Origin of the sequence: Kitasatospora sp. NPDC051164 (genome assembly GCF_044455625.1) — a bacterium.
Taxonomy (GTDB): Bacteria; Actinomycetota; Actinomycetes; order Streptomycetales; family Streptomycetaceae; genus Kitasatospora.
Window position 1 is genome coordinate 13,845 of sequence record NZ_JBITFB010000031.1, and the last position, 19,800, is coordinate 33,644.

General features: G+C 74.0%; 18 protein-coding genes and 2 pseudogenes. 16 read left to right on the forward strand and 4 right to left on the reverse strand.

What is annotated here, in order from left to right; translation table 11 throughout:
- Positions 1 to 10 precede the first annotated feature (10 nt).
- From ACIBEC_RS36240 to ACIBEC_RS36275, 8 genes are all read left to right on the forward strand, one after another.
- Positions 11 to 436, forward strand: a complete 426-nt coding sequence (locus ACIBEC_RS36240; RefSeq protein WP_360503320.1) for a cupin domain-containing protein — start codon at positions 11 to 13, stop codon at positions 434 to 436.
- Positions 433 to 1,689 carry a beta-ketoacyl-[acyl-carrier-protein] synthase family protein gene (locus tag ACIBEC_RS36245; RefSeq protein ID WP_360503317.1) on the forward strand — a complete coding sequence of 419 codons (1,257 nt, stop codon included), beginning with the start codon at positions 433 to 435 and terminating at the stop codon, positions 1,687 to 1,689. The genes ACIBEC_RS36240 and ACIBEC_RS36245 overlap by 4 nt, the downstream gene beginning before the upstream one ends.
- Before the next feature lie 5 nt (positions 1,690 to 1,694).
- A complete protein-coding gene (locus ACIBEC_RS36250; protein ID WP_360503314.1) occupies positions 1,695 to 2,936 on the forward strand; it encodes a beta-ketoacyl synthase N-terminal-like domain-containing protein in 1,242 nt (413 codons plus the stop codon).
- Between the two features lie 46 nt (positions 2,937 to 2,982).
- Positions 2,983 to 3,243, forward strand: a complete 261-nt coding sequence (locus tag ACIBEC_RS36255; protein ID WP_360503352.1) for an acyl carrier protein — start codon at positions 2,983 to 2,985, stop codon at positions 3,241 to 3,243.
- Position 3,244: 1 nt separating this feature from the next.
- A complete protein-coding gene (locus ACIBEC_RS36260; protein WP_360503311.1) occupies positions 3,245 to 3,700 on the forward strand; it encodes an SRPBCC family protein in 456 nt (151 codons plus the stop codon).
- Entirely contained in the window at positions 3,697 to 4,026 is a 330-nt protein-coding gene (locus tag ACIBEC_RS36265) for a TcmI family type II polyketide cyclase (protein ID WP_360503308.1), read from the forward strand. The genes ACIBEC_RS36260 and ACIBEC_RS36265 overlap by 4 nt, the downstream gene beginning before the upstream one ends.
- A gap of 332 nt (positions 4,027 to 4,358) precedes the next feature.
- Positions 4,359 to 4,784, forward strand: a complete 426-nt coding sequence (locus ACIBEC_RS36270; RefSeq protein ID WP_360503305.1) for a hypothetical protein — start codon at positions 4,359 to 4,361, stop codon at positions 4,782 to 4,784.
- Positions 4,785 to 4,889: 105 nt separating this feature from the next.
- The gene (locus ACIBEC_RS36275; RefSeq protein ID WP_360503302.1) at positions 4,890 to 5,579 is read left to right on the forward strand and encodes a class F sortase; all 690 of its coding nucleotides are present in this window, start codon (positions 4,890 to 4,892) and stop codon (positions 5,577 to 5,579) included.
- A gap of 137 nt (positions 5,580 to 5,716) precedes the next feature.
- Here the strand turns inward: ACIBEC_RS36275 and ACIBEC_RS36280 are convergent, their stop codons facing one another.
- The 3 genes from ACIBEC_RS36280 to ACIBEC_RS36290 all read right to left on the reverse strand — a co-directional run bounded on the left by ACIBEC_RS36280 (position 5,717) and on the right by ACIBEC_RS36290 (position 9,680).
- Entirely contained in the window at positions 5,717 to 6,751 is a 1,035-nt protein-coding gene (locus ACIBEC_RS36280; protein ID WP_360503299.1) for a methyltransferase, read from the reverse strand.
- Between the two features lie 61 nt (positions 6,752 to 6,812).
- Positions 6,813 to 7,895 (reverse strand): right-handed parallel beta-helix repeat-containing protein, encoded by a 1,083-nt coding sequence (locus ACIBEC_RS36285; protein ID WP_360503297.1) that lies wholly within the window; start codon positions 7,893 to 7,895, stop codon positions 6,813 to 6,815.
- 438 nt (positions 7,896 to 8,333) lie between these two features.
- On the reverse strand, positions 8,334 to 9,680 hold the full coding sequence (locus ACIBEC_RS36290; protein ID WP_360503294.1) for a cytochrome P450: 1,347 nt from the start codon (positions 9,678 to 9,680) through the stop codon (positions 8,334 to 8,336).
- 200 nt (positions 9,681 to 9,880) lie between these two features.
- On the opposite strand from ACIBEC_RS36290, the gene ACIBEC_RS36295 reads away from it, so the two are divergent.
- The gene (locus ACIBEC_RS36295; RefSeq protein ID WP_360503291.1) at positions 9,881 to 10,822 is read left to right on the forward strand and encodes a deoxyribonuclease IV; all 942 of its coding nucleotides are present in this window, start codon (positions 9,881 to 9,883) and stop codon (positions 10,820 to 10,822) included.
- 172 nt (positions 10,823 to 10,994) lie between these two features.
- Complete coding sequence (locus ACIBEC_RS36300) at positions 10,995 to 13,091, forward strand: MMPL family transporter (RefSeq protein ID WP_360503290.1); 2,097 nt, start codon at positions 10,995 to 10,997, stop codon at positions 13,089 to 13,091.
- Positions 13,092 to 13,220: 129 nt separating this feature from the next.
- Here ACIBEC_RS36300 and ACIBEC_RS36305 read toward each other — a convergent pair whose 3' ends face one another.
- A complete protein-coding gene (locus tag ACIBEC_RS36305) occupies positions 13,221 to 13,454 on the reverse strand; it encodes a hypothetical protein (protein ID WP_360503287.1) in 234 nt (77 codons plus the stop codon).
- A gap of 473 nt (positions 13,455 to 13,927) precedes the next feature.
- Between ACIBEC_RS36305 and ACIBEC_RS36310 the strand changes: the two genes are divergently transcribed.
- From ACIBEC_RS36310 to ACIBEC_RS36335, 6 genes and pseudogenes are all read left to right on the forward strand, one after another.
- Positions 13,928 to 15,310, forward strand: a complete 1,383-nt coding sequence (locus ACIBEC_RS36310) for an amino acid permease (RefSeq protein WP_360503284.1) — start codon at positions 13,928 to 13,930, stop codon at positions 15,308 to 15,310.
- Positions 15,311 to 15,505: 195 nt separating this feature from the next.
- Positions 15,506 to 15,785 (forward strand): annotated as a pseudogene (locus tag ACIBEC_RS36315) (hypothetical protein); the annotation flags it as partial.
- Between the two features lie 256 nt (positions 15,786 to 16,041).
- Positions 16,042 to 16,230 carry a DUF1508 domain-containing protein gene (locus ACIBEC_RS36320; RefSeq protein ID WP_360503282.1) on the forward strand — a complete coding sequence of 63 codons (189 nt, stop codon included), beginning with the start codon at positions 16,042 to 16,044 and terminating at the stop codon, positions 16,228 to 16,230.
- 141 nt (positions 16,231 to 16,371) lie between these two features.
- Positions 16,372 to 17,523, forward strand: a pseudogene (locus ACIBEC_RS36325) (glycosyltransferase family 4 protein); the annotation flags it as partial.
- A 179-nt stretch (positions 17,524 to 17,702) separates the two neighbouring features.
- Positions 17,703 to 18,878: a glycosyltransferase gene (locus tag ACIBEC_RS36330; RefSeq protein ID WP_360503280.1), complete on the forward strand. Its 1,176-nt coding sequence runs from the start codon at positions 17,703 to 17,705 to the stop codon at positions 18,876 to 18,878.
- Complete coding sequence (locus tag ACIBEC_RS36335; protein WP_360503278.1) at positions 18,875 to 19,759, forward strand: SGNH/GDSL hydrolase family protein; 885 nt, start codon at positions 18,875 to 18,877, stop codon at positions 19,757 to 19,759. The genes ACIBEC_RS36330 and ACIBEC_RS36335 overlap by 4 nt, the downstream gene beginning before the upstream one ends.
- Positions 19,760 to 19,800: the final 41 nt, after the last annotated feature.

A 19,800-nucleotide genomic window follows, 5' to 3' on the forward strand; every position in this document is an offset into this window, starting at 1 on the left:
GAAGACCACCATGACCACGCAGTACCCACGGATCGTCAACGTCGACGAGGCTCCGGAGAACCGCCGGCACGGCGCGGAGCTGCGCACCATGCTCACCCCGACCAGCTGCGGGGCGACCAGCGGCTTCATGGGCCTGGCGATCGTCAAGCCCGGCGAGCGGATCGGCGAGCACTACCACCCCTACTCCGAGGAGTTCGTGTTCGTCGTCTGCGGCGAGCTGGAGGTGGACCTGGACGGGAAGCCCCATCCGCTCAAGCCCGACCAGGGCCTGATGATCCCGATCAACATGCGCCACCGCTTCCGCAACGTCGGCGACACCGAGGCCCGGATGGTCTTCCACCTCGGCCCGCTCGCCCCGCGCCCCGACCTCGGCCACGTGACCACCGAGGAGTCCGCCGCGTCCGGCCCGCCGGAACACGCCAAGGTGGCCTCGTGACGCGGCGGGTCGCCGTCACCGGGGTCGGTGTGGTCGCGCCCGGCGGGGTCGGGGTCCGGGCGTTCTGGGACCTCCTCACGGCCGGCCGCACCGCGACCCGGGGCATCACGCTCTTCGACCCCGCCGGGTTCCGCTCCCGGATCGCCGCCGAGGTCGACTTCGACCCGGCGGCCCACGGGCTGAGCCCGCAGGACGTCCAACGGGCCGACCGCTACGTGCAGTTCGCGATGGTCGCGGCCGACGAGGCGGTCGCCGACGCCGGCCTGGACCTCGCCGCCGTGGACCCATGGCGGATCGCCGTCTCGCTCGGCACCGCCGTCGGCGGCACCACCCGGCTGGAGCACGACTACGCCCTGGTCAGCGCCGCCGGCGCACGCTGGGACGTGGACCACCGGCAGGCGGAGCCGCAGCTGCACCGGGCGTTCGCGCCCAGCACGCTCGCCTCCGCGGTGGCCGAGCGGACCGGCGCGCACGGCCCGGTGCAGACCGTCTCCACCGGTTGCACCTCCGGCCTGGACGCGATCGGCTACGGCTTCCAGGCGGTCGAGGAGGGCCGCGCCGACATCTGCATCGCGGGCGCCTCCGACTCCCCGATCTCGCCGATCACCGTCGCCTGCTTCGACGCCATCAAGGCCACCAGCGAGCGCAACGACGACCCGCAGCACGCCTCCCGCCCCTTCGACGCCGACCGCGACGGCTTCGTCCTCGGCGAGGGCGGCGCCGTCCTGGTGCTGGAGGAGCTGGAGCACGCCCGCCGCCGCAGCGCCCGGATCTACGGCGAGATCGGCGGCTTCGCCACCTTCGGCAACGCGTACCACATGACCGGCCTCACCAAGGAGGGGCTGGAGATGTCCCGGGCGATCGACCACGCGCTCGCCCACGCCCGGGTCGACCGCACCGACGTCGACTACGTCAACGCGCACGGCTCGGGCACCAAACAGAACGACCGGCACGAGACCGCCGCGGTCAAGCGCTCGCTGGGCGGGCACGCCTTCGAGACCCCGATGAGCTCGATCAAGTCGATGGTCGGGCACTCGCTCGGCGCGATCGGCGCCATCGAGGTCGTCGCCTGCACCCTGGCGCTCGCCCACGGCGTCGTGCCGCCGACCGCCAACTACGAGACTCCGGACCCGGAGTGCGACCTCGACTACGTGCCGCGCACCGCGCGCGAGCTGCCACTGAGCCACATCCTCTCGGTCGGCAGCGGATTCGGCGGATTCCAGTCCGCCGTCGTGCTCAACAGAACGGGGTGAGTTCCATGACGTCACGTCAGCAGGGCCGCCGGGCGGTGGTCACCGGCCTCGGCGTGGTGGCTCCGAACGGCGTCGGGGCCGACGCCTTCTGGAAGGCCACCAGGCAGGGCGTGAGCGTCCTCGACCGGATTTCCCGCGAGGGCTGCACCGAGCTGCCGCTCAGGATCGCGGGCCAGGTGCGGGACTTCGAGCCGCAGTCGGCGATCGACAACCGCTACCTGGTGCAGACCGACCGCTTCACGCACTACGCGATGGCCGCCGCCGACCTGGCGGTGGCGGACTCCCGCTTCCGGCCCGACGCCGAACAGCCTTTCGCGGTCGGCGTGGTGACCGCGGCCGGCTCCGGCGGCGGCGAGTTCGGCCAGCGCGAGCTCCAGCAACTCTGGGGCCAGGGGCCGAAGTTCGTCGGCCCGTACCAGTCCATCGCCTGGTTCTACGCGGCCAGCACCGGCCAGATCTCGATCCGCGGCGGCTACAAGGGCCCGTGCGCGGTCGTCGCCAGCGACGAGGCCGGCGGCCTGGACGCCCTCGCACACGCCGCCCGCTCGATCGCGCGCGGCACCGACGCGGTGGTGGTCGGCGCCGCCGAGGCCCCGCTGGCGCCGTACTCGATGGTCTGCCAGCTCGGCTACCCCGAGCTGAGCCTGGCCGAGCGGGCCGAGGAGGCCTACCTGCCGTTCACCGCGCGGGCCTGCGGCTTCGCCCCCGCCGAGGGCGGCGCGATGCTGATGCTCGAGGACGAGCAGACGGCCCTGCGGCGCGGCGCCACCGTCCGCGCGCACCTGGCCGGGCACGGCGCCACCTTCACCGGGGCCTCCCGCTGGCAGGAGTCCCGGGAGGGACTGGCCGCCGCCATCCGGATCGCGCTGGACGAGGCCCGGATCGCGCCCGAGGAGATCGACGTGGTCTTCGCGGACGCGCTGGGCGTGCCCGCCGCCGACCGGGCGGAGGCGCTGGCGCTGGCCGACGCGCTCGGCCCGGCCGCCGAACGCGTCCCGGTCACCGCGCCCAAGACCGGCACCGGCCGGGCCTACTGCGGCGCCCCGATGCTGGACGTGACCGCCGCCGTGCTGGCCATGGAGGACGGCGTCCTGCCGCCCACCCCCAACGTCACCGAGGTCTGCCACGACCTCGCCCTGGTGACCGGCCGCGCCCGCCCGGCCGAGCTGCGCACCGCCCTGGTGCTCAGCCGCGGGCTGATGGGCTCCAACTCCGCGCTGGTGCTCCGGCGCGGGGAGGGCTCCTGAACAACTCCGTCACACCCCGAAGGGACACCCCGTGAGCGACACCCCCATGAGCAACACCCTCGGCTATCCGGAACTCGCCGCCCTGCTGCAGGCCCGGGCAGGCGTCAGCGTCGACCCGGACGCCCTGGCGAAGTCGGGCGCGCAGTTCGACGCATTCGGCGTCGACTCGCTCGGACTGCTCGGCGTCGTCGGCGAGTTGGAGAACCGGCACAACCTCAAGGTCACCTCCGGCGCCGAATCCGCCAAGACCCCGGCCGAGTTCCTCGAGCTGGTCAACTCCTCCCTCTCCGCGAAGGCTGGTGCCTGAGATGCCCGGACACACCGACAACGAGATCGTCATCGCCGCGCCGCTCGACCTGGTCTGGGAGATCACCAACGACCTGGAGAACTGGCCGGACCTGTTCAGCGAGTACGCCTCGGTCGAGGTCCTGGAGCGCGACGGCGACCGCGTGCAGTTCCGGCTCACCATGCACCCGGACGAGAACGGCCAGGTGTGGAGCTGGGTCTCCGAGCGCACCACCGACAAGTCCTCGCTGGCGGTGAACGCCCGCCGGGTCGAGCCCGGCCCGTTCGAGTTCATGGACATCCGCTGGGAGTACGCGGAGGTCCCGGCCGGCACCAGGATGCGCTGGGTCCAGGACTTCGCGATGAAGCCCACCGCCCCGGTCGACGACGACGGCATGGTCAACCACATCAACAAGAACTCGCGGATCCAGATGCAACTGATCCGCGAGAAGGTCGAGAAGCGGGCGGCGGAGCTGTGAGCGGCCCGCACCGGGCCCTGATCGTCGCCCGGATGAAGCCCGAGGCGGCGCCGGACATCGCCGAGGTGTTCGCCGAGTCCGACCAGGGCGAGCTGCCGCACCTGATCGGTGTCACCGGCCGCAGCCTCTTCCAGTTCGGCGACGTCTACCTGCACCTGATCGAGGCCGACCGCCCGCCGGGCCCGGCCGTCGCCAAGGTCATCGGGCACCCCGAGTTCCGGACCGTCAGCGACCGGCTGACCGCCTTCGTCCAGGCCTACGACCCGGCCACCTGGCGCGAGCCGAAGGACGCGATGGCGCGGGAGTTCTACCGCTGGGACCGCTGACCGGCGTGTCCCGATGGGCCCGCCCCCGGCCGTGCGCCGGGGGCGGGCCCACGTGCGCCGCCCCGCCCCTGGGCGTGCTCCCATGTCGGCTCGTCACCGGATTCACCCCGGGCTCACCCGGATTCACCCGGATTCACCCGGATCGCCCGGGCAGCCGGGTGAACACACCCGGGACTCCACCCGAAGGGCGCACAGTCCGCAGCGACGCTGCCACGCTCCGGTGGCAGGCGGCGCCACGGTGGTTGACGGTGGATCAGGCGCACCACCCGCGAGCCCCCTTGCCCGGCACCGTGTCGGCAGTCGCGGGTCCGCGCGCCGGAAGGATCATCCTCATGCGTTCTGCACGCACGCTGCTCGCCGGGGCGGCCGTCGCCGCCGTCCTCACCGTCGGTGCCCCCCTGGCCTTCGCCGACGGCTCCTCCGATCAGGGCAAGAACCTCACCTGGCAGGAGAAGCAGGACAAGCCCGCCGACAAGGGCACATCCGACAGCGCCCCGAAGGCCGCGGACGACAAGAAGGGCGCCGCCTCCGAGGAGCACAAGGGCATGGAGGAGCCGAAGGGCTCCGGAGAGCACAAGGGCACCGAAGCCAAGGACGAGGACCACAAGACCCCGCACGGCGGCGTGCACACCGGTGGCGGCGGTCTGGCGCTGTCCGGCGGCGGGCTCGCCTCCGGCGCGGTGCTGCTGCTCGGCGGCCTCGGGGCCGGCGCCTACGCCCTGCGCCGCGGCCGCCGTGCCTCCGGCGCGGTCGCCTGAGGCCCGATGCGCTGCTTCCCGCCGCCTCCGGGCGCCTCACCCCGGCCGGGGTGAGGCGTACCGGGGGCGGCGGGCCGTTCGGAACCGGTTGAGCGGAGGACAGGAATGACGGGCGGTCCCGCCTCTGGAATGCCCCGGCTGCTGCGCGCCGGGATGGGCGCGGCAGCGGTCGGGCTGCTGCTGATCTACAACTCGGTGGACACCGAGCCGAGCAGGGACGCGGCGGCCACCCAGGCCGCTCCCCCGGCGGCCACCGCGCCGGCCGTCCCCGGGCCGCCGGCCGCCGCCTCCCCGCCGCCCGCGGCGGCCGCGCCGGGGACTCCGGTGCTCAAGCGCGCCAAGCCGACCCGGCTGCGGATCCCGCAGATCGCCGTGGACGCGCCGTTCACCGAGCTGACCCTCGGCCCGGCCGGCCAGCTCAACGCGCCGCCGCCGGACGACAAGAACCTGGTCGGCTGGTACCGGGACGGCGCGACCCCGGGCGAGCGCGGCAGCGCGGTCGTCGCCGGGCACGTGGACACCACCAAGGGCCCGGCGGTGTTCCTGCTGCTGAGCCTGCTGCTGCCGGGCAACAAGGTCGAGGTGAGCCGCGCGGACGGCACGGTCGCGGTCTTCACGGTGGACTCGGTTGAGACCTTCGCCAAGGACGCCTTCCCCGACCAGAAGGTGTACGGCAAGGCGCCCGACGCCCAGCTGCGGCTGATCACCTGCGGCGGCGTGTACGACAAGAAGCGGCGGGACTACCTGGACAACGTGGTGGTCTTCGCCCACCTGGAGTCCTCGCACAAGGCCTGAAGCGCCGAAAGCCTGCAGCGCTGAAGACCGGCAGAGCTGAAAGTCCGAGGCCGCGCACGCAGACGACGACCGCCGGCCCCGGGATGCGGGGGCCGGCGGTCGGCGTGTGCGGTGGGTGCAGCGTGACGGCGTCCGCGTCAGCCGCGGACGGTGGCCTCGAAGGCGTGCAGGTAGGGGTTGACCGGGCAGACCTCGGTGACCGTCAGACCGGCCTCCTCCATCAGCCGGACCATGCTCTCCTCGGAGTGCTTGGCACCGCCCACGTTGAGCATCAGCAGCAGGTCCATGGCGGTGGTGAAGCGCATCGACGGACTGTTGTCGACGAGGTTCTCCACGACCACCACGCGGGCGCCGGGGCGGGCCGCCTTCATCACGTTGGCAAGGGTGCGGCGGGTGCTCTCGTCGTCCCACTCCAGGATGTTCTTGATGATGTAGAGGTCGGCGCGGACCGGGATGTCCACCCGGCAGTCGCCCGGCACCAGACGGGCGCGGGCGGAGAAGACGCCGCCGTCCCGCAGCCGGGGGTCGGCACCGGCGACGACCTTGGGCAGGTCGAGCAGCGTGCCGTGCAGTGCCGGGTGCTTCTCGAGCAGGCTGGCCAGCACGTGGCCCTGGCCGCCGCCGATGTCGACGACCGAGTCGACGCCGGTGAGGTCCAGGTACTCGGCGAAGTCCTGGGCGGACTGCCGGCTGGAGGTGGTCATCGCCTTGTCGAAGACCTTCGCCGAGTCGCCGCCGTCGCTGTGCAGGTAGTCGAAGAACTCCTTGCCGAACAGCTCCGGGAAGACGTTGCGGCCGGAGCGGACTGCCTCGTCCAGCTTCGGCCAGGCCTCCCAGGTCCACGGCTCGGTGCACCAGAGGGAGATGTAGCGCAGGGAGTTGGGGGCGTCCTCGCGCAGCAGGCGGGACATCTCGGTGTGCTCGAAGCGGTCGTCGCCGCTCTCGGCGAAGATGCCGTAGCAGGTGAGCGCGCGCAGCAGGCGGCGCAGCTGGCGGGGCTCGGTGTCGAGCGCGGCGGCGAGTTCGGTGACGGCGGTCGGGGTGTCGCCGAGCGCGTCGGCGACACCGAGGCGGGCGGCCGCGCGGACGGCGGCGGCGCAGGCGGCACCGAAGACGAGCTCGCGCAGGCGCATCGCGGCCTGCGGACTGGCGTGGGCGGGTGCGGTGGTCATGGGCGGTCCTTGGGGGGTGGGCGGCGAGAGGTCGGGGTGAGCGGCGGGCGGGTCGGGGTGCTCAGCAGCGGCCGGACGGCTCGGAGCGTTCGCAGGTGTTGCGGGCGAAGGTGTTGCCCGCGCCGGCGTCGCGGTCGGCGAGGTCGGCGGGGCCGTTGCCGCGCAGGTGGTTGTCGGTGACCACGGCCCGGGCGTTGGAGACGCCGACGACGCTCTTGAAGAGGACGATGCCGCCGGAGAAGTCCGAGGTGCCCGTGTTGTCGCGGACCTCGTTGTCGGTGACCCGGGTGTCCTCGGTCCCGGTGAGCACGATGCCTGCGCCCTGGATTGCTCCCAGGCGCGGGTTCGCCGCGCAGAACTTGTTGTTGGCGACGACCTTGTTGCGCCGCACGTCCAGGTTCCCGGCGCGGGGCACGCCCTCGTCGCCGACGACGAAGACACCGCCGCAGTTACCGCTGATGTCGTTGTCCTGGACGGCCAGCCCGCGCAGCCGGCGGACGGTGACGCCGACCCGGTTGCCGGTCAGTTCGTTGCCCTCGACCACGGTGCCGCCGGTGTCGGGCGCGCCGCCCTCGCGGTAGGCGTAGTTGGCGAGGAAGACACCGGACTGGCCGTTGTCGGTGGAGCGGTTGCCGAGGATGGCGGCCCGGGTGGACATCTCCTGGCTGATGCCCTGCTGGGCGTTGTCGTGGACGTAGGTGCGGCGGACGGTCAGGCCGGTGGTGCCGCTGGCGTCGATGCCGTTCTTGGCGAAGCCGGTGACGGCGAGGGCCTCGATCGTGACGTCGGGCAGCGGCTTCGCCTCGGTGCCGACCACGCAGACTCCGTGCCCGGCGGTGGCGCAGGCGTTCTCCGTACCGCTGCCGGGGGTGATCACGCTGTCGGGGCCGGAGCCGCGCAGGGTGAGGCCGGGGGTGGTGATGCGGACGCTGCCCCGGTAGGTGCCGGGGAGCAGCAGGACGGTGTCGCCGGAGTGGGCGGCGTCGACGGCCTGCTGAATCGATTCGCCCGGCCGGACGAGGTGCATCGGGCCGATGTCGATGGCGTGGGCCGCGGGCGCGGCGGCCAGCGTGGTGAGGGCGGTGGTCAGGGCGGTGGCGGCCGCGGTGGCCGCGGCGAGGTGGTGGATCCGTCGCGTGGGCATGAGTGGTGACCTGTCTTTCGGCGCGCGCGGTGTTCGTGGTGATGGCTTGGTGGGGTGTCGTCGGGGTGTGGCGGTGTGCGGCCCGGTCCGGCGGTACGGGCTGACGCGCCGTGTGCGGGCGGTGACGGCCGGTGGGTGCGGCCGAGTCGACGGTACGGTCGCCCGGGTGGGGCCGCCACCAGGGCTGGGCTGCGGGACTGACGGGGCGTCGGCCGGGAGTGGGACGGCCCGGCGTGGCGCGCCGCGGGCGGACATGACGACGCGCCCGACCGCGGGTGCGGTCGGGCGCGAGGCGGTCACGCGTGGAACGGGTCGGGCGCGAGGCGGTCGCGCGTGGAACGGGTCGGGCGCGGGGCGGTCGCGCGTGGAACGGGTCGGGCGCGAGGCGGTCACGCGTGGAACGGGTCGGGCGCGGGGTGTTCCGGCTCCGGGGTGCGCTCAGCCCTCGGCCGGGGCCTGCGGGCCGAGCCGTACGGGCAGGGCGGCGAGGTGCCAGGCGGCCGGGTTCGGGCCGCGCTCGACGGCCTCCGGTCCGACCGCGAGGGCCAGCTGCGGGTACGTGCGCAGCAGCGCGCCGAAGGCGACCACCGCCTCCTCGTGCGCCAGTGCCGCGCCCAGGCAGCGGTGGGTGCCGTGGCCGAAGCCGAGGTGCGCGTCGTGCTGTCCGTCGTGGTCCGGCGCGTCCGCCCGGCAGATGTCGAGGCGTTCCGGCTCGGCGTAGACCCGCGGGTCGTGGTTGGCCCCGGCGAGGATCGGCATCACCGCCTCGCCCTTGCGGATCCGGGTGCCGGCCAGGGTGAGGTCCTCCGTCGCGTAGCGCGGCACCCCACCGATGGTCGGGCCGCACCAGCGCATCAGCTCGTCGACGGCGGCGGGCAGCCGCCCCGGGTCGGCGCGGACCAGTGCCAGCTGCTCGGGGTGGCCGAGCAGGGCGGCCGTACCGTTGCCGATCAGGGTGGCGGTGGTCTCGTGCCCGGCCACGATCAGGTTGAGGATCAGCGAGACGGTCTCGACCGGGTCGACGGTGTCGCCCTCGGCGGCGGCCAGCCGGGAGAGCAGGCCCTCGGCCGGTTCGGCGCGCCGGCGCTCGATCAGCTCGCGGGCGGCGGCCACCATGGCGCGCAGCGCCTCGTCCAGGCCCGGCCCGGCGCCCCGGCCGAGGTAGGAGCTCCAGCGCCACTGCGGACGGTCGGGCTCGGGGATGCCGAGCAGCTCGCAGATCACCGTGACGGGCAGCGGGTAGGCGAAGTGCGCGACCAGGTCGACCACGCCGTCCCGGTCGGCGTGCTCGGCCAGCGCCCGGGCGTACTCCTCGGCGAGCCGTTCGATCCGGGGGCGCAGGCGCTCGACCGCGCCGGCCGTGAAGGCGGGGTGCACCAGGCCGCGCATCCGGCGGTGCCGGGCGCCGTCCGCGTCGAAGACGCCGGCGCGCAGGCACTTGGCGCACGCGGGCGGCATGCCGCGGGCGCGCCAGACCTGTTCGGTGCGGTGGGCGGGGGTGAGTGCGTCGGCCGGGACCTGCGGGTCCTGCGCGTTTGCCGGGTCCGGCGTTTCCGCCGGGTCCGCCGGGTGGTCGACGGTGCTCACGTTGTTGGCGAAGCGCGGGTCCGACAGCACGGTGCGGACGTCCTGGTAGCGGACGGCGATCCAGAACGGGTCCACGCCGGGGATGGTGGCGCGGGCCAGCGGAGCGCGTTCGCGCAGCTCGGCAAAGGCGGTGAAGGGGTCGCGGATCAGGTGGTCGGCGCGCAGGTCGACGGTCTCGGCGGGTTCGGCGGTGGTCACGGCTGCCTCCTCAGGGGGCGCGGAGTCCATGTGGTCACGGATCGTGACGGAGTTGGGGCGTCGTGGTCCGTCCTTTCAGCGCACAATTCACTCGATGGAGTACAGAGGATCGTTTCGCCAGGCCTCGGGAAGCCCTGCCGTCGGGCGCCCGTTCCGGCCTGCCCGACACCGTCGTCCGGTCGCGTGACATGCTCGGGGCCATGACCACCGCGCTCGTACCGCCCGTCGCCACCGCCCGCAACCCGATCGGTGCCCACGTCCCGGTGGCCGCTCGGGGGCTGGCCGGGACGGGCCTGGCGTACGCGCGGCGGGTCGGCGCCGAGACGGTGCAGGTGTTCGTGGCCAACCCGCGCGGCTGGGCCACTCCCCCGGGTAACCCGGCGCAGGACGAGGAGTTCCGCGTCGCCTGCGCCGAGGGGTCCATCCCCGCCTGGGTGCACGCGCCGTACCTGATCAACTTCGGCTCGGACAACCCGGCCACCCGCGAGCGCTCGGCCGACTCGCTGCGGCACTCGCTGCGCCGGGGCCATTCCATCCGCGCACTCGGTGTCGTGCTGCACACCGGCTCGGCGGTCGGCACGGCGCCCGGCGGCGGCTCGCGCCGGGCCGAGGCGATGGCGCAGGTCCGCGCGGACGTCCGGCCGCTGCTGGACGAACTCGACGCGCTCGGCGAGGACGCGCCGTGGCTGCTGCTGGAGCCGACCGCAGGGCAGGGCAGCTCGCTCTGCTCACGGCTGGAGGAGCTGGCCGAGTACGTGGCGGCGCTGGACGGTCACCCGAAGGTGGGAGTTTGCCTGGACACCTGCCACGCCTTCGCGGCCGGGCACGACCTGGCGGTACCCGGTGGGGTGACGGCCGCGCTGGACGCCCTGGCCTCCGCCGCCGGTCCGGGCCGGCTGCGGCTGATCCACGCCAATGACTCCGAGGACGTGGTCGGCGCCCGCAAGGACCGGCACGCCAACATCGGCGCCGGGATGATCGGCGCGGAGCCGTTCCGCGAGCTGTTCGAGCACCCGGAGACGGCCGGCGTGCCACTGCTGGTGGAGACCCCGGACCGCAAGCACGGCGGGGACGGCACTGGGCACGCGCTGGACATCGCGGTGCTGAAGGAGCTGCGGGAGCGGGCGGCGGTCCGCCTCTGAGGGCGCGGGCGGCACGTCGCATGTGACCGCCACGCCGCGGATCGCGTGCGTGTGACCGCCACTCGGCGGGGTCGCGTGTGACCGCCACATGGCCGCGACTGGAGCTGCCGGATCCCGGGGGCGGTGCGAGGCTGATCCGAGTCCCTGCCGCCGGCCTTCCTGGGGGTCGTCCATGTCTCCGACCCGGAAACTCGCCGCACTGCCGTGCGGACGCCACAGCAAATGGGTGGTGCTCGCCCTGTGGCTGGTGCTGCTGGTGGCCGTCGGCCCGCTGGCCGGCAAGCTCATGGGCGCCGAGGACAACCAGGCGTCCAGCTGGCTGCCCGGCAACGCCGAGTCCACCCGGGTGCTGAACGAGCAGCGCACCTTCCAGCCGGTGGACACCGCCCAGGCCGTCGTGGTGTACCAGCGGACCGGCGGCATCACCCCCGTCGACCGGGCCGAGGCCACTCGTGAGGCCGTCGAGTTCGCCGCCGTACCGCACGTCGTCGGACCGGTGATCGGCCCCGTGCTCTCCGCCGACGGGCAGGCGATGCAGACCATCGTGCCGATCGACATCGGCACCAACGGCTGGAACGACCTGAAGCCCGCCGTCGACCAGCTGCGCCAGACCGCCGCCGCCGGCAGCCACGGCATGACCACCCACGTGACCGGCCCCGGTGGCGTCGCCGCCGACCAGGCCAAGGCCTTCGCGGGCATCGACAGCTCACTGCTCGTCGCCACCATCAGCGTGGTGATCATCCTGCTGCTGCTCACCTACCGCAGCCCGGTGCTGTGGATCCTGCCGCTGGTCTCGGCGGCCGTGGCGCTGACCGTCGCCGAGGCGTTCATCTACCTGCTCGCCAAGCACGCCGGCCTGACCGTCAACGCGCAGAGCGCCGGCATCCTGATCGTCCTGGTGCTCGGCGCCGGGACGGACTACGCGCTGCTGCTCACCGCCCGCTACCGCGAGGAGCTGCGCCGCCACCAGGACCGGCACGAGGCGATGGCCTTCGCCCTGCACCGGGCCGGGCCCGCCATCCTGGCCTCCTCCGCGACCGTGATCGCCTCCATGCTCTGCCTGCTCATCGCCGAGATGAACTCCACCAGCGGCCTCGGCCCGGTCTGCGCGATCGGCGTCCTGGTCGCCCTCGTGGCCATGCTCACCCTGCTGCCGGCGCTGCTGGTGATCGTCGGCCGCTGGGTGTTCTGGCCGGTCCGGCCCGGGTACGGCACGCCGGAGCCGACCAGGACCGGCCGCTGGGCGCACATCGGGGGATGGATCGGCCGGCAGCCCCGCAAGGTGTGGGTGGGGACGGCGCTGGCGCTCGCGGCGTGCTGCGTCGGGCTGGTCTCGCTCGACGCCAACGGCCTCAGTACCGCCGGGACCTTCACCGGCAAGCCGGATTCGGTGGTCGGCCAGCAGGTGCTGCAGCAGCACTTCCCCGGCGGGACGGGCGCGCCGCTCACCATCATCTCCACCGGCGCCGGCGCCCCCGCCGTCCGGGAAGCGGCCCGGACCACGACCGGGGTGGCGGCCACCACGCCGCCGGTCCTCCACGACGGGCAGGCGCTGTTCCAGGCCACCCTCACCGACCCGCCGGACAGCCAGGCCGCCAAGGACACCGTCGACCGGGTGCGCGACGCCGTGCACGCCGTACCGAACGCGGACGCCAAGGTCGGCGGCAACACCGCCGTCGTCCTGGACGCCGGACGCGCCTCCGGGAACGACAACCGGGCGATCATCCCGCTCATCCTCGGCGTGGTGCTGCTGATCCTGGCCGTACTGCTGCGGGCCGTCACGGCGCCGCTGGTGCTGATCGCGACCGTGGTGCTGTCGTACGCGGCGGCGCTCGGGATCAGCGCGTTCTTCTTCGCGAACGTCTTCCACTTCCAGGGCCAGGACAACGCGTTCCCGCTGTTCGTCTTCGTCTTCCTGGTCGCGCTGGGGATCGACTACAACATCTTCCTGACGACCCGGGTCCGCGAGGAGTCCGCCCAGCACGGCACCCGGCAGGGGGCGTTGAACGGGCTGTCCGCCACCGGCGGGGTGATCACCTCGGCCGGCCTGATCCTGGCCAGCACCTTCGCCGTCCTCGGCACCCTGCCGATCGTGGGCTTCGCCGAGATCGGCTTCGCGGTGGCCCTCGGCGTGCTGCTCGACACCCTGGTGGTGCGCTCGGTGCTGGTCACGGCGCTCACCATGGACCTCGACCGGCACATGTGGTGGCCGGGGCAGCTGTCCCGGCCCGCCCTGGTCCCGGAGGCTCGGCTGACCAGACAGCCGTGAGCCGTGCGCAGACGGCGGTGAGCAGACAGCGGTGAGCAGACGGCAGTGAGAGGACAGCGGTGAGAGGACAGCGGTGAGCCCGGGAACCGTCGCGGCGGTTCCCGGGCTCAGCCGTCGATCAGTCCTCGATCAGCAGTCGCCGGTGCACTTGTCGTCGGTGTGCTCGTGAGCGTTGAGCCACTTGGCGTGCGGGCCGAACAGGCCGACACCGGCCGAACCCGACTCCAGGCTCGCCGAGGTCGACGAGCTCGACGAGTCCGACGCGTGCCAACCGGCCATCGCCGGCACCGGCGCGGCGAAGGCGGCGGCACCCGTCACGGCGGCGATCACGGCGAGCTTGCGGACGTTTCCACGAAGCGACATCAGATGTCCTTTGGGTGGTCTCTGGCATGGAAGGAGAAGCGCCCCGGAGCCGGCCACAAGCACACCCGGCCAGCCCGCGGCACCGGCACAGGTTTGCACACGAACGCGCACGAACCCGCCTTCATCGCAACCCGACTGAGGCATTCGGATGACGCAACTCCCCCTGCCGGACGAACCGGGGGGCCGTTCGCGCGTGCGGGCGGGCGGGTGGGCGAGCGGGGTCGAGCGGGCTGTCGAGCAGACGGTCGAGCAGGAGGTCGAGCGGGCGGACGGACCGCGCCGGACGAGTGCCCGTCAGGCCGCCGTGCGACCGCAAGTCTTGCGGTGAGGCACTCGGCAAACTGAACAAATCCCGTCGATTTGGTGCAAGGTACCGCCCGGTCCGAGCATGAACGGCCGCTCCGCACACTCCGCACGTTCCACCGAACGCGCCACCGGAGCACGGGCAGGACCACGAAAGGCGCACCACCCTCATGCAGACCAGCCCCGCCGCGACCCGGCAGGCGACCCGACAGAGCCGCCCGGAGACCCCGGCCCCGGTCGACCCCACCGCTTCGAAGAACGGCCGCTTCGGGCCGGCGGCCGCGACCGCCCTGGTGATGGGCAACATCATCGGCGGCGGCATCTTCATGATCCCGGCCGCCGTGGCCCCGTACGGGACCGTCAGCCTGGTCTCCTTCGCGGTGCTCACCGTGGGCGCGATCGCGCTGGCACTGGTCTTCGGGCAGCTGGCACGGCGCACCCCGCGCACCGGCGGGCCGTACGTCTACGCCCGCGAGGCCTTCGGGGACTTCGCGGGCTTCCTGTCCGCCTGGTCGTACTGGATCACCACCTGGGTCAGCAACGCCGCGCTCGCCGTGGCCGCCGTCGGCTACCTCGACGTGCTGCTGCCCGTCGGCCACTCCACCGCGTTCAGCATCACGGCCGCACTGGCCTTCCAGTGGCTGCCCGCGCTGGCGAACCTGGCCGGGACCCGGTACGTCGGGGCCGTCCAACTCGTCTCCACCGTCCTGAAGTTCATCCCGCTGCTGCTGGTCTCGGTAGGCGGCCTGTTCTTCTTCGACCCGAAGAACCTCGGCCCCTTCGACGGAAACGGCCAGGGCTGGGCGGGCGGCATGACCGCCGCCGCGGCGATCCTGTTGTTCAGCTACCTGGGCGTGGAGTCGGCCGCGATGAGCGCGGGCAACGTCCGCGACCCGGAGCGCAACGTCGGCCGGGCCAGTGTGCTCGGCACCGCCGGTGCGGCGGTGGTCTACCTGCTGGGCACGCTCGCGGTCTTCGGCAGCGTCGCGCACGAGCGGCTCGTCCACTCCACCGCGCCGTTCTCGGATGCCGTGGACGCCATGTTCGGCGGCTCCTGGGGCGGCACGGCGATCGCCGTCGCCGCGCTGGTCTCGATGGCCGGCGCCCTCAACGGCTGGACCCTGCTGGCCGCCCAGGCCCCGTACGCGGCAGCCAAGGACGGCCTCTTCCCGGCCGCCTTCGGAAAGGAGCGGCGCGGTGTGCCGACCTTCGGTGTGGTGGTGAGCGTCGCCCTGGCCTCGGCACTGACCGTCCTCAACTTCGCCAGCGGCGCGAAGGGCGCCTTCGAACTCCTGGTGCTGGTCACCACCTTCACCGCGACCGTCCCGTACCTGCTCTCCACCGCCGCCCAGCTGTACTGGCTGGTCCGCGGCGCCACCGACAAGGTGGACAACGGCCGGCTCGTCCGGGACGCCGTCCTCGGGCTCGGCGCCTTCGCCTTCTCCCTCTGGCTGCTTGCCGGCGCTGGCTACGCCGCCGTCTACCAGGGCGTCCTGTTCCTCTTCGCGGGGATCCTGGTCTACGTCTGGATGGTGGGCCGACGCCGCGGCTGAACCCGGGAACGGCGGTGAACGCCCTTACCGGGCAATGGACTTGTCCGGCACGTGTCCGATGTCCAGGAGGATTTCTCTTCCCGGTCCACCCGCGTAGGCGACGGGCAGGGTCGCCACACTTGCGCACGCAACTCAGCGGCTCATCCGATGAGATGATGGAGCGTTCGCCATTGCCCCCGCCGCGTCCACACGCCGGTGCCGCTCGCCGAGGCCTGGGCCTCCGGCGCCTGGTCCTGGACCACCGCCTGGCGCCAGGCGCCAGGCGTTCGCCAACGACGTCACCCGCCCCCAACTGCTCCTGGTCTCCGCCGGCAGCAACCGCCCCAAGGGCGACCGCGACCCCGCCGAGTGGCTCCCCCAGGCCTCCTACCGCTGCACCTACGCCCGCGCCTGGGTGCAGGTCAAGCAGTACTACGGCCTCGGCGTCGACAGCGCCGAGAAGACCGCGCTCACCGGCATCCTCAACGGCTGCTGACCCGCCCCCGCTCCGCCCCGGGGGGGGGGGGGGGGCCCCCCCCGCCCCCCCGCCCCCCCCGGGGGGCGCCCCCCCCCCCCCGCCCCCCCGGGGGGGCCCCGCCCCCCCCCCCCCGGCCCCACCGCTGCGCCCCCCTGCACCCTGCCCCGCCGTCGATTCCGCGCCCACTCGAACGGCGCGGCTGACGGGCGGCGCGACGAGGTCGCGCCTACGGTGCGGTGCCAGGGGGTCAACCGAGCGAAAGGCAGTTACCGGCATGGCGGGTAGATTCGAGCTGTACACGGACGAGAGCGGGATGCACCGGTTCCGACTCAAGGCGAGCAACGGGTCGGTCGTGGTGACCGGGGACCCGGAGGAGAGCAAGGACGACTGCCTGCGAAGCATCGAGTCGATCCGCAAGCTCGCCCCGTACGCGGAGCTCAAGGAGGCGGCCGGGTCGATGTGAGGCCGGGGCTGCAGCGGGTGGCAGGTAGCAAGTAGCAAGTAGCAGGGGACGCGGGTCGGCGGTGCAAATCGCCGACCCGCGTTCGCTTGTACGACAGATCCCTTTGGCCGGGTGCACGCCGGACCCGGACAGAACACTGGCATGCGTGTCGTCATCGTCACCGAATCCTTCCCGCCCGAGGTCAACGGGGTCGCCCACAGCGTGCTGCGGACGGCCGAGCATCTGGTCCGCCGGGGCCATCAGCCCCTTGTCGTCACCCCCGCGCCGGCGCGGGGCGCGGAGTGCCCGCCGGAGTCCTTCGGGAGTGCCGAGGCGGCGGAGATCCCCGTGGTGCGCATTCCGTCGATGCCGCTGCCGGGGTATCCGCAGGTGCGGATCGCGTTGCCGAGCCGACAGCTGGCGGCGGCGGTCGCGGGGCACCGGCCGGACATCGTGCACCTGGCCAGTCCGTTCGTGCTCGGGGCGCGCGGGGGGCAGGTGGCGGCGCGGCTCGGGGTGCCCGCCGTGGCCGTGTACCAGACGGACCTCGCCGGGTACGCGCACGCCTACCGGGCCGGGCGGGGGCTCGGGGAGGCCGCCGCGTGGCGGCGGATCCGGGCCGTGCACCGGGCGGCCGCCCGTACGCTGGCGCCCTCCACCCCGGCCGCGCAGGACCTCACGGCGCACGGGGTACCCCGGGTGCAGCTGTGGCCGCGCGGGGTGGACTCGGCGCGGTTCCATCCCCGGCACCGGGACGAGGCGCTGCACCGGGCGCTCGCGCCGGGTGGGGAGGTTCTGGTCGGGTACGTCGGACGGCTGGCGCCGGAGAAGCGGGTCGACCTGCTGGCCGCGGCGTCGGCGCTGCCCGGGGTACGGGTGGTGATCGTCGGGGACGGGCCGTCCGCCCCCGGGCTGAAGGCCTCGATGCCCGGCGCGGTGTTCCTGGGCCGCCGGACGGGTGAGGAACTGGCGCGCTGCTTCGCGACGCTGGACGTGTTCGTGCACACCGGCCCGCTGGAGACCTTCTGTCAGACCATCCAGGAAGCGATGGCGAGCGGGGTACCGGTGATCGGCCCGGCGGCGGGAGGCCCGCTGGACCTGGTGGCGCACCACCGCACCGGCCTGCTGGTACCGCCCCGGGACGGCGCAGCGGTGGCCCGGGCGGTGACCGAGCTGGCCGCCGACCCGGCGCGGCGGGCCTCGTACGGGCAGGCGGGGCGGGCGGAAGTGACCGCGCGCACCTGGGAGGCGGTCGGGGACCTGCTGCTGCGGCACTACACCGAGGTGCTGGCGGAGCACCAGGGGGCGCCGGCGGAGCACCAAGGAGTGCCGGCGGAGCACCGGGGGGCGCCGGCGGAGCACCGGGGCGTACCGGCGGGGTCCCTCGCGCCGGAGCCGGTCGCACCGGCCGTGAAGAGGTCAGCGGCGGCGAAGGACTCGGCTGCCCCGCAGGACTCGGCGGCTGCGGACACCATGCCGGAGGAGCTGCCGGCATGAGCTCCGCCCAGAACGGCGAGGCGCTGACGATCGTACGGCTGGCCAACTTCGTCACCCCGGTCTCCGGCGGGCTGCGCACCGCACTGCGGCACCTGGGCGCCGGGTACCGGGCGGCCGGGCACCGGCCGGTGCTGATCGTGCCCGGGGAGCGGCGCTCCGAGGAGGAGACCGAACAGGGCCTGGTGGTCACCCTGCCGGGGCCGGTGCTGCCGGCCAGTGGCGGCTACCGGCTGCTCACCGACCGCCGGGCGGTGGCCGCCGAGCTGACCCGGATCTCGCCCGACCGACTGGAGGTGTCCGACCGCACCACGCTGCGCTGGACCGGCGCCTGGGCGCGGCGGCACGGGGTGCGCTCGGTGATGGTGTCGCACGAGAGCGCCACCGGGGTGCTGCGCACCTGGGGCGTGCCCGGGCCGCTGGCGAGCGCGGCCGCCGACCGGCTCAACGCGGCGACCGCCCGTGGGTACGACTCGGTGGTGTGCACCACCGACTGGGCGGCGGCGGAATTCCGGCGAATCGGCACGCCGAACCTGGCCCGGGCGCCGCTGGGAGTGGATCTGGAGGCGATGCGGCCGCTGCCGCAGGCCGAACGGGCGGTCGAGCGGGCCCGGTACGCCGCGCCGCAGGAGGTGCTGCTGGTGCTCTGCTCGCGGCTCTCGGCAGAGAAGCGGCCCGAGCGGGCGGTCGAGGCGCTGGCCGCGCTGCGGGCGCGACGGGTGCCCGCCGTCCTGGCGGTGGCCGGGACCGGCCCGCTACGGGGACGCCTGGCGGACCGGGCCGCGCGGCTGGGACTCCCGGTGCGCTTCCTCGGACACCTGAACGGGCGCGCGGCACTGGCCCGGCTGCTGGGCTGCGCGGACGTGGTGCTCGCACCCGGGCCGGTGGAGACCTTCGGGCTCGCCGCCATGGAGGCCCTGGCCTGCGGGACACCGGTCGCGGTGAGCCGCTCCTCCGCGCTGCCCGGACTGGTCGGGCTCGCCGGGGTGGCGGCCACCGACACCGGAGGCGGATTCGCCACCGCGGTACGCCAGTTGCTGGACCGGCCGGAAAGCGTACGGCGGGCGGCCGCCCGGACCCAGGCGGAGCGGTACGGCTGGCCCGCGGCGGTGGCCGCGTTCCTGGCGGCGCACGGCGTGCGGAACGGCGGCATGATGGAGGGGGGGTTGGGATGAGCATGCTCGGCACCGGCCCTGACCGGGTGGCGGAAGAACGGTCACCGGCGGGCGAGCTGGCGCGGTTCGTCGCGCTCGGGGACTCGCTGACGGAAGGGGTCGGGGACGCGGTGGGCGAAGGGTGGCGCGGCTGGGCCGCCGTCCTGGCACGCTCACTGGCACCCGAGGGCAGGGACGTCGAGTTCACCAATCTGGCCCACAGCGGGGCGCTCACCACCGACTTGACAGGCCGTCAACTACCGGCCGCGCTGATCCTGCGACCCCAGCTGGCGGCCGTGCTGGTCGGCGGCAACGACACCCTGCGGGCGGGCTTCGACATCCGGCGCACGACGCTCGAGCTGGCCGCCACACTCGGTGAACTGTCCGGACACGGCGCCGTGTTGCTGACCGCCTGCCTGCCCGACCCCGGCACCCTGCTCCGCCTCCCGACGCCGCTCGCCCGCCCGCTCGCCCGACGGATGCGGGCCGTCAACACCGTGGTGCACGCCCTCACCACTCGCCACCGGGCAGTGCACCTGCACCTCGCCGAGCTGCCGTGGCTGGAGGAGCGGCGCCTGCTGAGCGTGGACCGCCTGCACCCCAGCGCCGAGGGCCACCATCTGATCGCCCGCCGGTTCCACGAGCTCCTCGCCGAGGCCGGACACCCCCTCGGACCGCCGCCCATCGCCGCACCGGCCGAGCCCCCGCCGGGCCCGGCCGCCGACCTGTGGTGGATGGCCACCCAGGGCACCCGCTGGGTCGCCGCCCGCAGCACCGACCTGCTGCCCGGACTGCTGACGCTCGCCGCAGCCGAGACCGCCGCCCGCCTGCGCGGCGCGAGCGGCCGGCACGACGAGCAGATGGCGCGGGCGACGGCGCAGGCGCTGGCGTCCCTGGGGTGACGGGCGGGCGGCGGGCGGACGGGCCGGGGCCCCGTGGTGAT